The organism is Abiotrophia sp. HMSC24B09, assembly GCF_001815865.1.
Classification (GTDB): Bacteria; Bacillota; Bacilli; order Lactobacillales; family Aerococcaceae; genus Abiotrophia.
In genome coordinates, this window is the sequence record NZ_KV822202.1 from 9,584 (window position 1) to 25,697 (window position 16,114).

Sequence of the window (16,114 nt, forward strand, 5' to 3'; positions counted from 1 at the left end):
GGTCCACTCCGTCGAGTGGACCACTAGCTACCCGAGGAAGTGTCGAAAACGGGTCAAAAGTCAGGAAAAGTTGTGGACCACTGGCTGCCCAAAAAAGTACAGCAACCTAGCCGAAAGCTCCGAAAAGTCACGCGCCTACGCCCCACTAGCTGCCTAGGCGACCAGCAAAAACAAAAAATTTCCCCTTGCATACCGGTCTAAGCTGTGCTATACTATCGTAGTTGAGTAAAACAAGTAGAAACCAGCCGTTTCTCGCCAATCCCCTTAGGTGCTTGGCTGATAGAGAGTTTCCTTTGCGCCTTGGTGCGGGGATAAGTAGCGGCTAGTTTGTGTACACAAGCTAGTTTTTTTCTTGTAAGGCTCGAAATCTAACTGGAGGTGGACTACCATCGTTAAAGAAATGATCATTAACGAAGATATCCGCGCACGTGAATTACGTGTGATTGGAGACAATGGTGAACAAATCGGAGTCAAATCACTTAATGATGCGCTCACTATTGCAGAATCTTTCGGACTTGACCTAGTACTTGTCTCACCAAATGCCAAGCCACCTGTTGCTCGGATTATGGACTACGGTAAATACCGTTATGAGATGCAGAAGAAGGAAAAGGAACAACGGAAGAATCAGAAGATCGTAACCGTCAAAGAAGTTCGTCTTTCTCCTGGTATCGAAGACCATGATTACCAAACCAAATTACGCCAGGCCATCAAGTTCCTCGAACATGGTGACAAGGTCAAAGCCAGCATTCGTTTCCGCGGGCGGGCCATCACCCACAAGGAATTGGGTCAAGACGTATTGGAAGACTTCATTGATGACACAAGCCATGTGTCAACGGTTGAAGCTCGACCAAAAATGGAAGGTCGCAGCATGTTCATCGTGCTAGCCCCATTAGCCCAAGCGGCGCAACAAGACTAATCTTTTTATAGGAGGAATTCCCATGCCAAAACAAAAAACACACCGCGGTTTAGCAAAACGCGTTAAGAAGACTGGTTCAGGTAAATTGAAACGTTCACACGCTTTCACTAGCCACCGTTTCCATGGTAAAACTAAGAAACAACGTCGTCAATTACGTCAAGCTGACTTAGTATCTAATTCAGACTACAAACGTATTAAACAACAAATTTCGCAATTATAATACTAGAGAAGAACCAAGGAGGAATTTACTATGCCACGTGTTAAAGGTGGATACGTTACCCGTCAACGTCGTAAACGTACATTAAAATTAGCTAAAGGTTACTACGGTGCCAAACATCTCTTATTCAAGACCGCTAAGCAACAAGTAATGAAATCTTACATGTATGCTTACCGTGACCGTCGTCAGAAAAAACGTGACTTCCGTCGTTTATGGATTACCCGTATCAACGCGGCAGCTCGTATGAACGGGATCAGCTACAGCGTCTTAATGAACGGCTTGAAGAAAGCTGGCGTTGAAGTGAACCGTAAAATGTTGGCTGACTTAGCAGTTCACGATGCAGCAGCATTCACTGCTTTAGTAGAACAAGCTAAGAAAGCTTTATAAGAAGCGGATTAAGCAGATAAATGGAGGCAGGACCGGTCGGTCGATGCCTCTATTTTTTGAATTTTAATCAATCAATAACAAAAAGGAGGTTCTATATGCAGTACATTTGGCGTTATTTACGCAAGCAACCCAAGCTCTTGTTTCTAGATTTCTTAGGGGCTTTTTTCTTTGTCTTAGTTAACTTGGGCCTGCCGACCATCCTAGCCCGTATGGTAGACGAAGCCATCCTACCTCACGATGTCAGCCGTCTCTATTACTGGTCTGTCATCATGTTCCTAGTGATTCTGGCCGGGGTGGCAGGGCGCATCCTGCTCTCCTACACCGCCAGCAAGCTGACTACCGAGATGATTCGGGAGATGCGTAACGATCTCTATGACAAAATTCAGCAGTTCTCCCACCATGAATATGAGCAGATTGGGATTTCTAGTTTGGTAACCCGGATAACTTCGGATGCCTTCGCCCTCATGCAATTTGCCGACCAAAGTCTGCGTTTGGGGATGATTACCCCCTTTATGATAGCATCTTCCATGGTCATGATTCTGGTAACCAGCCCGTCCCTGGCCTGGTTGATTTTATTGGCGGTGCCACCGCTAGCCATTTCCATCTGGTTTTTGGCCAGAAAGTCGACGCCCCTGTCTAAGCAACAACAGAAGACACTAGATAAGATTAACCAGTATGCCCGCGAGAACCTATCTGGTTTGCGGGTTATCCGGGCCTTTGCGCGCGAGGATTTCCAAGAGCAACGCTTCGATGAGCAAAACCAATCCTATACCGAGACCTCGTCCCGCCTCTTCAAATTAATGGGTTGGGCTAACCCACTCTTCGTCCATATCTTGATTTGGATGATTGTGGCCATTGTTTGGTTTGCCTTGGAGCCAATCGCTCAGGGTTCACTCCAAGTGGGGAATCTGGTAGCCTTTGTGGAGTATGCCTTCCATGCTCTCTTCTCCTTCATGCTCTTCGCCAACCTCTTCATGATGTATCCGCGGACCGCCGTATCGGCAGCCCGGTTGCAGGAGGTCATGGATCTACCTATTTCTATTGATCCAAATCCCAAGGGAGTGACCGAGACGGAAACGCGGGGCTATCTGACCTTCGAGAATGTGACCTTTGCCTATCCAGGTGAGACGGAGAGTCCGGTGCTTCATAATATTAGCTTTGAAGTTAAGCCTGGCCAGACTATCGCCTTTATCGGGTCGACCGGGAGCGGGAAGTCCTCGCTGGTTCAGCTCATTCCGCGCTTCTATGATGTCACCCTGGGTAAAATCCTGGTGGATGGCGTCGATGTCCGTGACTACAATCTCAAGGCCTTGCGCCAGAAGATTGGTTTTATTCCGCAGAAGTCCCTGCTCTTTACCGGGACCATCGGCGACAACTTGCGCTATGGTAAATGGAATGCCAGTGAAGGCGAGTTGGAGAAGGCCAGCGATATCTCCCAGGCGCGGGAATTTATTCATAGCCGATCTGAACGCTATGAAGCCTTCCTGGAAGAGGGTGGCAGCAACCTGTCAGGGGGTCAGAAGCAACGCTTGTCTATTGCCCGTGCCGTAGTGAAGCGTCCTGATATCTATATCTTCGACGATTCCTTCTCGGCCCTGGACTATAAGACTGACGCCCAACTGCGTAAGCGGCTCAAGGAAGTGACCCAAGAGGCCGCCGTCTTGATTGTGGCTCAACGCGTGGGGACCATTATGAATGCTGACCAAATCATCGTCCTCAACAAGGGCGAAATCGTGGGTCGCGGTACCCACCAAGAATTAATGGCTAGCAATGAGATTTACCGTGATATCGCCAATTCTCAGCTTAAGCAAGCCAGTCTAGATGAGGAGGCCATGTAAGATGAATAAAAAAGTATCTAGTATCAAGCGCCTCCTGCCTTATATGAAGCCATATGGCTTGTCTTATTTCTGGGCAATCCTCTTGACCATTGTGAGTGACATTGCCTCCGTCTTGGAACCTTTCATTTGGGGTTTGGCCCTGACGGAAATCTCGCGGGGCAGTGTGGCCATCCTGCAAAAGGTGCCGGGCGCTAGCCTCAATTACTCCTATATTGGCTGGATTCTGGTCATCTACTTCTTCCGTGGCTTGACCTATCAAGTGTCTGCCTATCTAGCCAACGTGGCCATCACCAATGCCGTCCAAGGGACCATTCGGGATCTGCGTCAGGCCATGAACCAGAAACTCAACCGCTTGCCGGTCTCCTATGTGGACCAACATCAATTTGGTGACCTCTTAGGCCGTATGACTGGTGATGTGGAGTCCGTTTCCAATGCCTTGCAGCAGAGTTTACTCCAAATTGTCAATGCCGTCTTCACCCTTGGTTTGGTGATAGCCATGATGATTTGGCTTAACGCAAGCTTAGCCTTAGTGGTCATTATCTCTATGCCACTGTCTTATTGGGTGGCTAAGAAGATCCTGGTTCTATCTCAGCCTTATTTCAAAGGCCAGGCCGACGCCTTAGGTCGCCTCTATGGCTTTGTCCAGGAGAACCTAACAGGTTTCAATGTCATCAAGCTTTATGGCCGGGAAGAACAATCCGCCCAGGAATTTTATGACATTACCCATAATTTACAACAAGTAGGCTTTAAGGCGACCATGGTGTCTTCGATGGTCATGCCGCTGGTAGGCTTCATCTCCCACATGACCTACTTGCTCCTAGCGTTGCTGGGGGGCTTGGCCGTCTTGCAAGGGGTGCTGACTATCGGTAACCTGCAAGCCTTCGTCCAGTATGTCTGGCAGGTCAACCAACCGATTCAGACGATCACCCAGCTGACAGGTGCCTTGCAGTCAGCTAAGTCTTCCCTGGACCGGATTCTAGAATTGATGGATGCGCCAGAGGAAGTAGTCAGTGCTAAGGCTCATTTGGCAGGACCGCTGACAGGGCGGGTCAGCTTCCAGGACGTGGCCTTCCACTACCAGGAAGATAAGCCTCTGATTCGTAATTTCAACCTAGAAGTCGAGCCGGGTCAAATGATTGCCATTGTCGGGCCAACGGGCGCCGGTAAGACAACCCTAATTAACCTGCTCATGCGCTTCTATGATGTGACTCAGGGGGCCATTCAAGTGGATGGCCTGGATATCCGGGACTTGCCACGTCAGGAATTGCGCCAGCAGTTTGGCATGGTGCTCCAGGATGCTTGGCTCTATGAAGGGACCATTAAGGACAATCTGCGTTTCGGTAACTTAAACGCTACTGACGAACAAATCGTGGAAGCAGCCAAGGCCGCCAACGTGGACCACTTTATCCGGACCTTGCCAGGTGGTTACAATATGAAGATGAACCAGGAATCTAGCAATATCTCCTTGGGTCAGAAGCAACTGCTGACGATTGCCCGGGCCTTGCTGGCAGATCCTAAGATTCTGATTCTGGACGAGGCCACTTCGTCAGTGGATACCCGTCTGGAGCTCCTCATTCAGAAGGCCATGAGCCGTCTGATGGAGGGCCGGACCAGCTTCGTTATTGCCCATCGTCTGTCGACCATTCAGGAAGCCGATAAGATTCTGGTCTTACATGATGGCCAGATTGTAGAACAAGGCAATCACGACAGTCTCTTGGCAGCCAAGGGCTTCTACTACGAGCTCTATCAAAGTCAATTTAATCAATAAGCCCATAAGGTTAGGATTTTGTCCTAACCTTATTTTTGTAATTAGACTAGACAAAAAAGTGTCACAATAGTGCGGATTAGATAGCTTATAGTTTTATCGCCCAAGTGTTGCCTTTAAGAATGACAGTCAAAATTAAGCTGAAATTTATCTCAATTAGTGATGTGCTTAATTTGGAGCGGAAAGGCTTTACATTAAGGGGTTTCAGGACTATAATGAAGGCAAGACGTATCAATGAATGCGTTTAAAAAATATCTGGAAAGGAGGAGAAGCATGGCTCATAAACGTTTGTTGTCTTGCACAGCCAGTGAGGTCAAAACTTTGACAGCCGCGGAACTAAAACAAGCCATTAAGGCTAGCGAAGGCCGTATTATCTTGGCGGAAACAGTAGTCACTAAGGCACCGCTAATTGAAGGGGTGAGCAATGCGGAGATGATGCGGGCATTTAGTGCGGATATGCTATTATTGAATGAATATGATCTATCCACCAAATTTATCCATAGTTTGCCCGCAATGGACGCGCCCATTGTCTATCTCAAGGAATTAACCGGTAGACCTATGGGGTTGAACTTAGAACCGGTTGATCCAAGTGCTGAAGCGCTAGAAGACTGGATTGACCTACCGGAGGGCCGACGTGCCACGGTAGAGAACTTCCAAGCCGCTAACCGAGAGGGATTTGATTTCTTGGTCTTGACGGGTAACCCTTCGACAGGGGTTAGTCATCAGGGCATTGAAGCCACGGTGCGGCTAGCTAAGCAGCATTTCAAGGGACTGGTCTTTGCAGGTAAGATGCACAGTGCCGGGACCGGCGAGAAGGTGGTCTCGGAAGCGCATTTGTTAGCCTACATGGCAGCAGGTGCGGATGGCGTCTTGATTCCAAGTGTGGGGACCGTGCCGGGTGTCAGAGAAGACCAGGTGGCGCGGATTGCCGATCAGGTCAAGGACTTGGGCGGTTTAGTTATCTCAACCATTGGCACCAGTCAGGAAAGTGCCGATAGTGGGACCATTCGCGAATTTGCGCTAGCCAACAAACGCGTGGGTACAGATATTCATCACATTGGCGATGGTTCCTACGGACGCATGCCAGATCCAGAGAATATTCTGGCCTTGTCGCTAGCAATTAGAGGGAAGCGACATACTTATTTCCGTATGGGACAATCAGTATTAAGATAAATAGAAAGTAGGAAAAAACAATGATGTCATATTTACAAAAAATGGGTCGCTCTTTGATGCTACCTGTTGCCATCTTACCAGTAGCTTCCATTTTAATGGGGATTGGTTACTGGATTAGCCCTGCTGGTTTAGGTGTTCCAGGCCAAACCGGGACCAACCCAGTAGCAGTCTTCTTGATTCAAGCAGGTTTAGTCTTAATCGACAAAATTCCACTCTTATTCGCCGTTGGTTTGGCTGTTGGTTTAGCCAAAGACAAGAACGGGGCAGCCGGTCTCAGTGGTTTGGTCGCCTTCTTAATTATCACGACTATCCTATCTAAGGATGTTGTAGCTCAATTACAAGGGGTAAAACCAGAAGAAGTAGCTTTGGCTTTCTCTAAGAGCACTAACGCCTTCATCGGGATCTTATCAGGGATCATCGGTGGGGAAATGTACAACCGTTTCAAAGATGTTAAATTACCAACCGCTCTAGGTTTCTTCAGCGGTCGTCGCTCTGCGCCAATCATGGCAGGTCTTGTAGCATCACTTGCTGCCCTTGTCTTGCTCTTCGTATGGCCAGCAGTCTTCAGTGCTTTAGTAGCCTTTGGTAAGTCATTTGTTGGCTTGGGCGCAATCGGTGCTGGTATCTATGGTTTCTTCAACCGTCTCTTGATTCCAGTTGGTTTACACCATGCCCTCAACGCTGTATTCTGGTTCGACGTAGCTGGGATTAACGATATCGGGAACTTCTGGGGTAACACTGGGGTTCTAGGTCAAACTGGTATGTACCAAGCTGGTTTCTTCCCAGTCATGATGTTTGGTTTACCAGGGGCTGCTTTGGCAATGTACCGCAATGCCAAAGACAGCAAGAAAAAAGCTGTAGCAGCTCTCTTAGTAGCGGCTGTCTTGGCTTCCTTCTTAACTGGGATTACCGAGCCACTTGAATTCTCCTTCATGTTCTTAGCACCTGTTCTTTACTTGGTGCACGCTGTCTTAACAGGGGTATCCTTGACAATTGCAGCCTTGTTACATGCTACTGCAGGTTTCAACTTCAGTGCTGGTTTGATTGACTTTATCTTAACTAGCCGCTTGCCAATGGCTAACAATCCTTGGCTCTTGATTGTCTTAGGTGTGGTAATGTTCGCGGTTTACTTCTTGGTCTTCGACTTCTTAATCAAGAAATTCAACTTCACCACTCCAGGTCGTGAAGAAGATGAGTCCACTGAAGGCGATGCTAACATGACCGTTAAAGCTAGCGACTTCAACATTCCTTTATTAATTGAAGGTTTAGGTGGCAAGGACAACATTGAAGCAACTGACCACTGTGCTACTCGCTTACGTTTAACCCTAGCTGATACTAGCAAGGTTGACGAAGCTAAGATCAAATCTACCGGTGCTGTTGCAACGCGTGTCCTTAACAAAAAGAACGTGCAAGTCATTATCGGGACCGAAGTACAATTTGTTCACGATGCCTTAGCAGCACAAGTAAAATAAGCCAGTCTATTGATAGAGTAGATAAAAAAAGCGTTGGAGCCTTGAGGCTGCCAACGCTTTTTCTTATTATTTGCCTACTAACTGTTGGAATTTTTCTGAGATGGATACGCTATAGCTAAATCTATTTTCAGAGGATTGAGAAGAGTCCTCCCTATTCGTATGTTTCGACAGGGCGAATTTTAGATAGATCTCTCGGTCTCCATTAATATAGACTGTAAACATGATTCCGCCCATAGGATTTGGTCTGGCAGAGGAGTAGTCAATCTCGTAAGATTGGATTTTTCCCTTACTGGTTAGGGCTTGCTTGTCTTCTTTGAGCAAGAAACCTTCAATCTCCGCGTGTACAGCGGGACTATGCATGGTGCGATTGATTTCTGCCTCAATCTCTTGTTGAGCCTGATGGTATCGATAAAGAGGGAAGCAGATAATGGCGAATAATATTAAAAGGCTGATGGTAACCATCTTTCGAGTTTGCTTAAACATTCTATATCCTCCTTAGCAGATATAAGGATTCCCTATTTTGAGAGGCTCTCATTGTTTCTTAGAAATTATCATGTATCCTTGCTCAGATATTCTATTCATATTTTTCAATCCCTACTAAGCGTTGAAACTCGTTAGACTCTGCTGTTGAAAGTCCGTAAATCCCTGATGGTCCATATTTACTAAGGATAGAACTAAAAGAAATTGTGTGGTCATCGTTAACATAAACAGTAAATCCAATTCCGCCCATAGGATTCAGATGAGCTGTATGATAGTCTATTTGATAGGACTTAATTTTTCCTTTGCTTGTCAGAGCGTTAGGGTCTCTTGACATTAGAAATTTTTCAATTTCTGCATGTACATCCTTGTCATGGAGCACCTGAATCATTTCAATCTCAGCGGTATTTCTATCTTGTTGATATCTGTAGATTTGAAAGCCAATCAATAAGAGCATGGCGAGAATAATTGAAATCAGAATGCGTTTGGTCTTAAACATAGTATCCCTCCAGGATTGAAAATGTGGGGATTAGACATATGGGAAAATAATGGAGTCTCGCTCTAATGCGAATCTCTACTATCGGCATCTTAATTAATGCCATCATACCATAGGTAGGTTAGAACGACAATAAGCTTTATTGACTAAGAACAGGTCTCAGGTCCTAGAAGTCGACTAAAGGGCTAGGGAAAGAATGTTATAAAGACAGCACAGAGATGTGTTGGCCTCTTCAGTTGCTGGTCACATTGTGTTAAAATAGATAGGTGATAAATCAGAGAAGGAGGCGAGCGGCATGGCCAAGCTTGCATTAGATACGGCGACGGAGGCACTGTCAGTGACAGTCATAGATGATGCGGACCGAGTGCTAGGGCACACCAGCTTAGCGGCTGGCAGACAGCATGGGGAGCGTTTGGTGCCTGTTGTGGCCCAATTGCTGGAGGATTGCAATGTGGACCGCCAAGCCGTGGATAGCCTCTATGTGGGGGTAGGACCCGGCTCTTATACCGGCGTGCGGATTGGGGTGACCCTAGCTAAAACCTGGGCTGACAGTCTGGGTCTAGCCCTCTATCAGATGTCTTCCCTGGCCCTGCTAGCAGCCCAAGTCCGTGTTCCAGTGGGAGACTACATTATCCCCCTCATGGATGCCCGCCGCTTGTCAGCCTACACGGCTCTCTATCAGCAGACAAACCAGGGTCTGGTGGCGGTGACGGCGGATTGCCATGCCGACTGGCAGACCTGGCTGAGCTCGGAGGCTAGCCAATATTTGCAGGCCGGAGCCCAAGTCCTGATGATAGGCCAGCATCTGGCGCCTTTCGCTGAGGCCTTTGGCCAGGCCTTGCCAGATATCAGCCTTAAGACGGTGGAAGGCTGGACTGCCTATCCTCATACCGACAAGTTCCAGCAAGTCGCCCATGAGCGGGTGGCAGAGCCGGCCCTCTTAGAGCCTGTCTATGGCCATTTGACCCTGGCGGAACAGGAATGGCTAGCCAAAGAAGGAGGCACCAGTGTCGACCATGCAGCACTTATCCACTATTATTCGTGAGTTCTGGCAGGAGCAGGTGCTAGGTCGCCATTCCCAGGAAGCGAGTCAGACGCCACCCAAGCGTCATGCGGCTCTTGACATCAGTCAGTTCCCGCCCCAGCCCCTGGGTGCGGGGGCCTATCTACGCCCATTAGTCGAAGAGGATTTGCCTGAGCTAGTGGCCTTAGAAGAACTCTGCTATGACGGCTTTCTGGCCTGGACCCTCAAGGATTTCCGGACCGACTTCCGTTATAATCTCTATGCCATCTACTGGGTGCTAGAAATCGATGGCCATATTCAGGGCCTGATTTCTGGCCGTTGCCAGCAAAAGACCGCCCACATCAGCCATCTCTTCATCCACCCGCGCTTTCGGCGCCAGGGCTATGCCCGTCGCCTGGTGCAACGCTGGTGTCGTTGCGTCAGCCAAATCGGCAGCCGGCGGGTGACCTTAGAGGTTCGGGCGACCAACCAGGCCGCTCAAGCCCTTTATCAGGGGCTAGGCTTTGAAATTGATCGCCTAGTGCCCAACTACTACCACACCATGCAGGAGGACGCCCTCTTCATGGTCTACGACTGTCAGCAATAGGAGGTGTCGGCATGGACAGCAAACATTATCAGGTGGTGCCCTTCACCGGGGCCCAGCTACCCGAGGCCTTCCGTCAGGTCATTATTGAAGGCAATCAGGCCTTGCACTGGAATGAAGCCCAGAGTCGGGGCGACTTCCAACTGGACCAAGCCGAGTATTACCTGCTGCTAGACCATGATCAGGTGCTGGGTTATGTCGGCCTCCACCATGTCTTGGATGAAGCCACCCTCAACCTAGTCTATATCCGACCTGACTTGCGAGGTCAGGGACTGGGGCGCCAGCTCCTAGACTTTGTCTTAAATCAACTAGCCCATCGGGGCATCCGCCATGTCTTCTTGGAAGTCCGCCAGGCTAATGCAGCAGCCCTGGGCCTCTACCAACAGGCTGGCTTTGAAATCTTAATCGTCCGGCCGCGTTACTATCAGGATCCGGTGGATGATGCGGTCATTATGCAGAAATTGCTAAGTCTATCAGAAAAGGAGGGGGAGCCTTCATGAGTCAAAAAGTTCGGATTATGGCCTTTGAATCGTCTTGCGATGAGACCAGTGTGGCCATTGTCGAAGACGGCCAGACCATCTTAGCCAATGTGGTGGCTTCCCAGGTCCAAAGTCATATCCGCTTTGGCGGGGTAGTGCCAGAGGTAGCCAGCCGCCATCATGTGGAACAAGTCAGTCAGGTAACCCGTCTGGCCCTAGAACAAGCCGGCGTCACTTGGCAGGACATTGATGCCATTGCGGTGACCCAGGGGCCTGGACTAGTCGGCGCCCTCCTAGTCGGGATTACCGCCGCCAAGACCTTGGCCTTGGTCCATGACAAGCCTTTGATTGCGGTCAATCATTTGGCCGGCCATATCTATGCCAGTCAAATCAGCCAGGAGCTGGCCTTTCCTCTGCTGGCCCTGATTGCTTCGGGTGGCCATACCGAGTTGGTTTATATGCCTGAGCATGCCACTTATCAAGTCGTGGGGGAGACCCAGGATGATGCGGTCGGCGAAGCCTATGACAAGGTCGGGCGCTTGCTGGGCCTGCCTTATCCGGCCGGCAAGCATGTGGATGCCTTGGCCCATCAAGGCCAGGATACCTATCCAGTGCCACGGGCCATGCTGCAGGAAGATAACTTGGACTTCAGCTTCAGTGGTATGAAGAGCGCGGTCATGAACCTAGTTCATAATGCCAAGCAAAGGGGGCAGGAGCTAGTGACGGCTGATTTAGCCACCAGCTTCCAGCAGGCCGTCGTCGATGTCTTGGTGGGCAAGACCCTCAAGGCCTTGGAACAATATCCTGTTAAGCAATTTATTCTGGCCGGGGGTGTGGCCGCCAACAGTGGGCTCCGCCAAGGTCTCAGTCAAGAATTGGCCAGTCGCTATCCTGATGTGCAAGTCTTGATTCCGCCCCTATCCCTCTGTGGGGACAATGCAGCCATGATTGGGGCAGCTGCCTATCCGCTTTATTTACAAAAAACATTTAGTCCCCTCAGCCTCAATGCTAAGCCTGGCTTATTCCTATAAGCTAGGCTTTTTTGTGGGTCTTTAGGGCTAGACTTTGCGCAGAAAGGTCCGCTAAGCCTAGTCTTAAGCCCTTGTCATTTCACATGCAAAGCGTAATGTTTGTCAAAATGTAAGCGTTTGCTTTTTGAGCAAGAAAGTGCTATAATATATAATGTGAAATATGGCACGAGTCGCAGGTAGCCAAGGAGGGGAGCAGGTGCGACCGTCACATCCAAAAATCAGTAAGTTAATACAGAAAGGAAGTCAAACAATGAGAGCAGCAGTAGTAAGTCAAGCCTGTGATGGAACAGTAGAAATTGTCGAACGCGAAACGCCTAAGGTAGGCCCAGGGGAAGCCTTGGTCGATGTGGAATATTGTGGGGTTTGCCACACCGATTTGCACGTAGCCCATGGAGATTTTGGTAAGGTGCCAGGTCGGATTCTCGGGCACGAAGGGATTGGGATTGTCACTCAAGTGGCACCCGATGTGACCAGCTTGAAGGTTGGCGACCGAGTAAGTATTGCTTGGTTCTTCCAAGGATGTGGTCGCTGCGAATACTGTACAACAGGTCGCGAAACCCTTTGCCGTAGCGTGAAAAATGCGGGTTACTCCGTTGATGGGGGTATGGCCGAACAATGTTTGGTAACAGCGGACTATGCGGTTAAGGTGCCAGAAGGTCTGGATCCTGCCCAAGCCTCTTCAATTACCTGTGCTGGGGTTACCACCTATAAGGCCATTAAGGTAGCAGATGCTAAGCCTGGCCAATGTGTTGCTATCTATGGTTGCGGGGGCTTAGGTAACTTGGCTATACAATATGCTAAGAAGGTCTTCAATGCCCATGTGGTGGCCATTGATATCAACCAAGACAAGTTGGACTTGGCCTTAGAAGTAGGGGCAGATGTGGCCCTCAACGCCAAGGACGTGAATACGGCGGAATACATTCAAGAACATTTCGGTGGAGCCCACTCTGCGGTGGTAACAGCCGTATCCAAGGATGCCTTCAATGATGCCATCAACGCCGTGCGGGCCGCTGGTAAAGTGGTAGCCGTGGGTCTGCCATCTGAAACCATGGACTTGCCAATCGTTAAGGCCGTTCTGGACGGCATTGAAGTCATCGGTTCCTTGGTAGGGACCCGCAAAGACTTGGAAGAAGCCTTCCAATTCGGGGCTGAAGGCTTGGTTGTCCCAATCGTTCAAAAACGCCCACTGGATGATGTGGCGGCTGTCTTCGCTGAGATGGAAGCCGGCACCATTCAAGGTCGGATGGTGCTAGACATGAAGCATCAATGCGCATGTGGTCATCACCACTAAAAAAGAATAGGGTCAGAATTTCTGACCCTTTTTTTTAAGGAAATAAAGAAGATGGAAGAATTGGACATCAATGGAGATAACTTTAATACAATTTATGCAGATATTAAGGAGAGATATCTATCTAGAACCTCCTTTCCAAAAATAATAGTAGGGACAGGACTTTCAATAAGCCTTGGTGTTGCTGGTATGGTGGGATTGTCAGATGAGTTAGAAAAAAATTTTAATAATGAATATAGTGATTACTTAGAAAAATGGAACGAATACCAGGCTGATGTTCGTTCCAATGGTTTAGAGGCAGCTCTACTAAAAATTAAACCTGATGAAGTGGATTTTGTGGAAAAAATACGAGAGATTACTGCCGAATATATACTGTCATCTGATTTAGCAGCTAGAGAGGGGATTCTAGGTAGGGAATCTGGCTTTGAAAAACTCATTAGATATCTATCTGAAACAGTTAGTGTACAGAATAGAATAATTGATATTATGACACCTAACTATGACTTGGTTATTGAGACAATTGCAGATAAATTAGAGTTGCTAACCAATCTAGGGTTTGAGGGAAATATATTTCAGTACTTTAATGAAGACAGAATAAGAAATCCACGTAACTACTATTCGAATTCTGTCCCAATGATAAGGCTATTAAAGCCGCATGGATCAATTAACTGGATAAATGGCGAGAGTTCGGTCAAACAAATTAATGATGTAGGTTATCTTAAAAGAAATAAAGGAGACATAGAAATAATCACTCCGGGGGGCATGAAATACCAATATGGAATGACACATGAATTGTTTAGGATACATAGAGAAGTTTTTAACGAAATTATCACCGCAAGAAATACTGACTTCTCCATCTTTATTTATGGCTATGGGTTTAATGATGAACATTTTAATTCTGTGCTAGACAGCAAAACAAAGAATATAATCATCTTAACGAGAGACATAAAACAGGAAATAGTAGATAAAGCTATGAGCAATGATAATTGGACACTGATTTACAAAGGCGTTAGTGGTGATAACTTAAGTTACTCACACTCTTATATGATATATAAAAAGCAAAAATACAAATTAAGTACAGAATTATGGAATATAGATGTGTTTGCCGACATATTTATAGGATAAGGAGCTCAAAAATGAGTAAAATTCAGGATTATTTTACTAAACTAGTTGGTACAGTTCAAGCTGTAGATACAAAGAAAGTAACGATTTATGTAGCAGATGAACAATTGCTTAATAACTTAAAAATCAACGACTTACTTGTTATGGCTGGGAATAATGCTGACGAGAAACTAATCGGAATAGTTACAAAGGTTAGTAAGAAAAGAGTAGATGTTAACGAAGATGAGAATGATGATAATATTGAGTTGGTATATTCATATAACTACTGTACTGTAACATTAGTAGGGACCTTTTATAACCGAGAGGGGGTGTCACATCAACATGTTTTTAAACGTGCGGTAAACACATACCCTGAGATTAATAGTGATGTTTATCTAGCAGATGGAGATTGCTTATCAATCATTATGAATTCGCTGGATAGTGGTACAGAAAACTCTCAAAAATTAGTAATTGGAAAATATGCTAGTAATAAATCTGTTGCAGCGATATTAGATGGTAATAGATTTTTCCAACGTCATGCATGTATTGTAGGTAGTACAGGTAGTGGTAAGTCTTATACTGTAGCTAATATTTTAGAAAAGGCAAATATATTAGATTATTCTAATCTTATCGTATTTGACCTACATGGTGAGTACAACGAATTATCGTACGCTAAACAGATTAAAATTAATGACACAGAAGACGGTTTGCATATACCACTTTGGTTTTTTAATTACGAGGAGATTCACTCCTTATTTATTGAATCTTCAGAGGGAACAGCATCAAACCAGAGGGCGGTCATCATAAAATATATCCTAGAGAATAAGAAGCAGTATATTAATGCCAAGATGCCGGATCTTACCGCAGACATTATCACGGCGGATACGCCAATTCCGTTTTCTGCTATTGCACTAAAAGAATATTTGGAAGATGAGAATGTGAAGGTGGAATTGACCGGAGAACAATATAAAGTAGGGGAAAAGAAAGGGCTAGAGAAAACAAAGCAAGGGCAGTATTTTGGCAAATTAACTAATCTAATTACTAGATTGCAAACAAAAATAGATGATAAGAAATACAGTTTCATTTTCAATGAGAAAGACACGCAAGAGTCGTCGTATTTGAATAAGTTTGTTTCAGAAATTATGGATCACAGTAAAAAAATTAAAGTGATTGATTTATCTGAGGTTCCCTCTGATATGCTCTCGATAGTCATGGGGATTGTAACAAGATTAGTTTATGATGTTCAATTCTGGATGTCTCCTACAAAAAATCACACAAGACATCCGTTAGCATTGATTTGTGATGAGGCGCATATATATATGCCTAGAGACTCGCAAAAGTTGAAAGCAGTAGAAAATAAATCCCTTGAGATTTTTGAGAAAATTGCAAAAGAAGGGAGAAAATACGGAGTATCTTTAGTTATAGTTTCGCAGAGACCAGCAGAGTTGAATACAACCATTATTTCGCAGTGTAATAATATCATTAGTTTGAAAATTACTAATGATCGAGACAAAGCAGCCGTATCTACTATGCTCACAGATTCGTTAGTAGGATTAGTAGAAACATTGCCCAATTTAGATGTTGGAGAATGCATTGTAGTGGGAGATTCTATAAAATTACCAACTAAAATACTTTTAGATAGACCTGGTGAGGCTCCAAAAAGTTCGACCATTAATTTTTGGGATAGATGGAATGACGGAGAAAATACAGTATTTGATATAGATTCGGCTATTCAGAATATGATAAAGCAAGCAAGATGAGATTAGCAATTTACTGCAATATTGGAGACTGAGTGCCATTAATAGTTCTTAAATTATCAGTTTAGTGAACATTATCTTGCCTATAGCCTATTCAATATCTTATATAT

The 16,114-nt window shown here is 46.3% G+C and carries 16 protein-coding genes; 14 read left to right on the top strand and 2 right to left on the bottom strand.

From position 1 onward, the window contains the following. The first annotated feature begins 400 nt into the window (after positions 1-400). The 7 genes from infC (at position 401) to nagE (ending at position 7,768) form a co-directional block, all read left to right on the top strand. The gene (gene infC / locus HMPREF3093_RS04310; protein WP_023392344.1) at positions 401-916 is read left to right on the top strand and encodes a translation initiation factor IF-3; all 516 of its coding nucleotides are present in this window, start codon (positions 401-403) and stop codon (positions 914-916) included. A 22-nt stretch (positions 917-938) separates the two neighbouring features. Continuing rightward, on the top strand, positions 939-1,136 hold the full coding sequence (gene rpmI, locus HMPREF3093_RS04315) for a 50S ribosomal protein L35 (RefSeq protein ID WP_023392343.1): 198 nt from the start codon (positions 939-941) through the stop codon (positions 1,134-1,136). Between the two features lie 30 nt (positions 1,137-1,166). After that, positions 1,167-1,520, top strand: coding sequence for a 50S ribosomal protein L20 (gene rplT / locus HMPREF3093_RS04320; RefSeq protein WP_023392342.1), 354 nt, complete (start codon positions 1,167-1,169; stop codon positions 1,518-1,520). A 95-nt stretch (positions 1,521-1,615) separates the two neighbouring features. Beyond that, the gene (locus tag HMPREF3093_RS04325) at positions 1,616-3,358 is read left to right on the top strand and encodes an ABC transporter ATP-binding protein (RefSeq protein ID WP_070755771.1); all 1,743 of its coding nucleotides are present in this window, start codon (positions 1,616-1,618) and stop codon (positions 3,356-3,358) included. A gap of 1 nt (position 3,359) precedes the next feature. Further along, complete coding sequence (locus HMPREF3093_RS04330) at positions 3,360-5,126, top strand: ABC transporter ATP-binding protein (RefSeq protein WP_070755772.1); 1,767 nt, start codon at positions 3,360-3,362, stop codon at positions 5,124-5,126. A 270-nt stretch (positions 5,127-5,396) separates the two neighbouring features. After that, positions 5,397-6,296 carry a DUF7916 family protein gene (locus HMPREF3093_RS04335; RefSeq protein ID WP_070755773.1) on the top strand — a complete coding sequence of 300 codons (900 nt, stop codon included), beginning with the start codon at positions 5,397-5,399 and terminating at the stop codon, positions 6,294-6,296. A gap of 23 nt (positions 6,297-6,319) precedes the next feature. Further along, on the top strand, positions 6,320-7,768 hold the full coding sequence (gene nagE, locus HMPREF3093_RS04340; protein WP_257244502.1) for an N-acetylglucosamine-specific PTS transporter subunit IIBC: 1,449 nt from the start codon (positions 6,320-6,322) through the stop codon (positions 7,766-7,768). A gap of 66 nt (positions 7,769-7,834) precedes the next feature. On the opposite strand, the gene HMPREF3093_RS04345 is transcribed toward nagE, so the two are convergent. Beyond that, complete coding sequence (locus HMPREF3093_RS04345) at positions 7,835-8,251, bottom strand: DUF1310 family protein (protein WP_070755775.1); 417 nt, start codon at positions 8,249-8,251, stop codon at positions 7,835-7,837. A 91-nt stretch (positions 8,252-8,342) separates the two neighbouring features. Then, positions 8,343-8,744, bottom strand: a complete 402-nt coding sequence (locus HMPREF3093_RS04350) for a DUF1310 family protein (RefSeq protein WP_070755776.1) — start codon at positions 8,742-8,744, stop codon at positions 8,343-8,345. 292 nt (positions 8,745-9,036) lie between these two features. Here HMPREF3093_RS04350 and tsaB point away from each other — a divergent pair, with 292 nt between their 5' ends. From tsaB to HMPREF3093_RS04385, 7 genes are all read left to right on the top strand, one after another. Further along, positions 9,037-9,786, top strand: a complete 750-nt coding sequence (tsaB, locus tag HMPREF3093_RS04355; RefSeq protein ID WP_070755777.1) for a tRNA (adenosine(37)-N6)-threonylcarbamoyltransferase complex dimerization subunit type 1 TsaB — start codon at positions 9,037-9,039, stop codon at positions 9,784-9,786. Next, positions 9,758-10,351, top strand: a complete 594-nt coding sequence (rimI, locus tag HMPREF3093_RS04360) for a ribosomal protein S18-alanine N-acetyltransferase (protein WP_070755778.1) — start codon at positions 9,758-9,760, stop codon at positions 10,349-10,351. Before tsaB ends, rimI (HMPREF3093_RS04360) begins: the two co-directional genes overlap by 29 nt. 11 nt (positions 10,352-10,362) lie before the next feature. Beyond that, positions 10,363-10,848, top strand: a complete 486-nt coding sequence (gene rimI / locus HMPREF3093_RS04365; protein WP_083316273.1) for a ribosomal protein S18-alanine N-acetyltransferase — start codon at positions 10,363-10,365, stop codon at positions 10,846-10,848. Then, positions 10,845-11,858: a tRNA (adenosine(37)-N6)-threonylcarbamoyltransferase complex transferase subunit TsaD gene (gene tsaD / locus HMPREF3093_RS04370; protein ID WP_070755779.1), complete on the top strand. Its 1,014-nt coding sequence runs from the start codon at positions 10,845-10,847 to the stop codon at positions 11,856-11,858. Before rimI (HMPREF3093_RS04365) ends, tsaD begins: the two co-directional genes overlap by 4 nt. A gap of 250 nt (positions 11,859-12,108) precedes the next feature. Continuing rightward, positions 12,109-13,149 carry an alcohol dehydrogenase AdhP gene (gene adhP, locus HMPREF3093_RS04375; RefSeq protein ID WP_070755780.1) on the top strand — a complete coding sequence of 347 codons (1,041 nt, stop codon included), beginning with the start codon at positions 12,109-12,111 and terminating at the stop codon, positions 13,147-13,149. Positions 13,150-13,200: 51 nt separating this feature from the next. Beyond that, positions 13,201-14,271 (top strand): SIR2 family protein, encoded by a 1,071-nt coding sequence (locus HMPREF3093_RS04380; protein ID WP_070755781.1) that lies wholly within the window; start codon positions 13,201-13,203, stop codon positions 14,269-14,271. Between the two features lie 11 nt (positions 14,272-14,282). Continuing rightward, positions 14,283-16,007, top strand: a complete 1,725-nt coding sequence (locus HMPREF3093_RS04385) for an ATP-binding protein (RefSeq protein ID WP_070755782.1) — start codon at positions 14,283-14,285, stop codon at positions 16,005-16,007. The last annotated feature ends 107 nt before the right edge of the window (positions 16,008-16,114 follow it).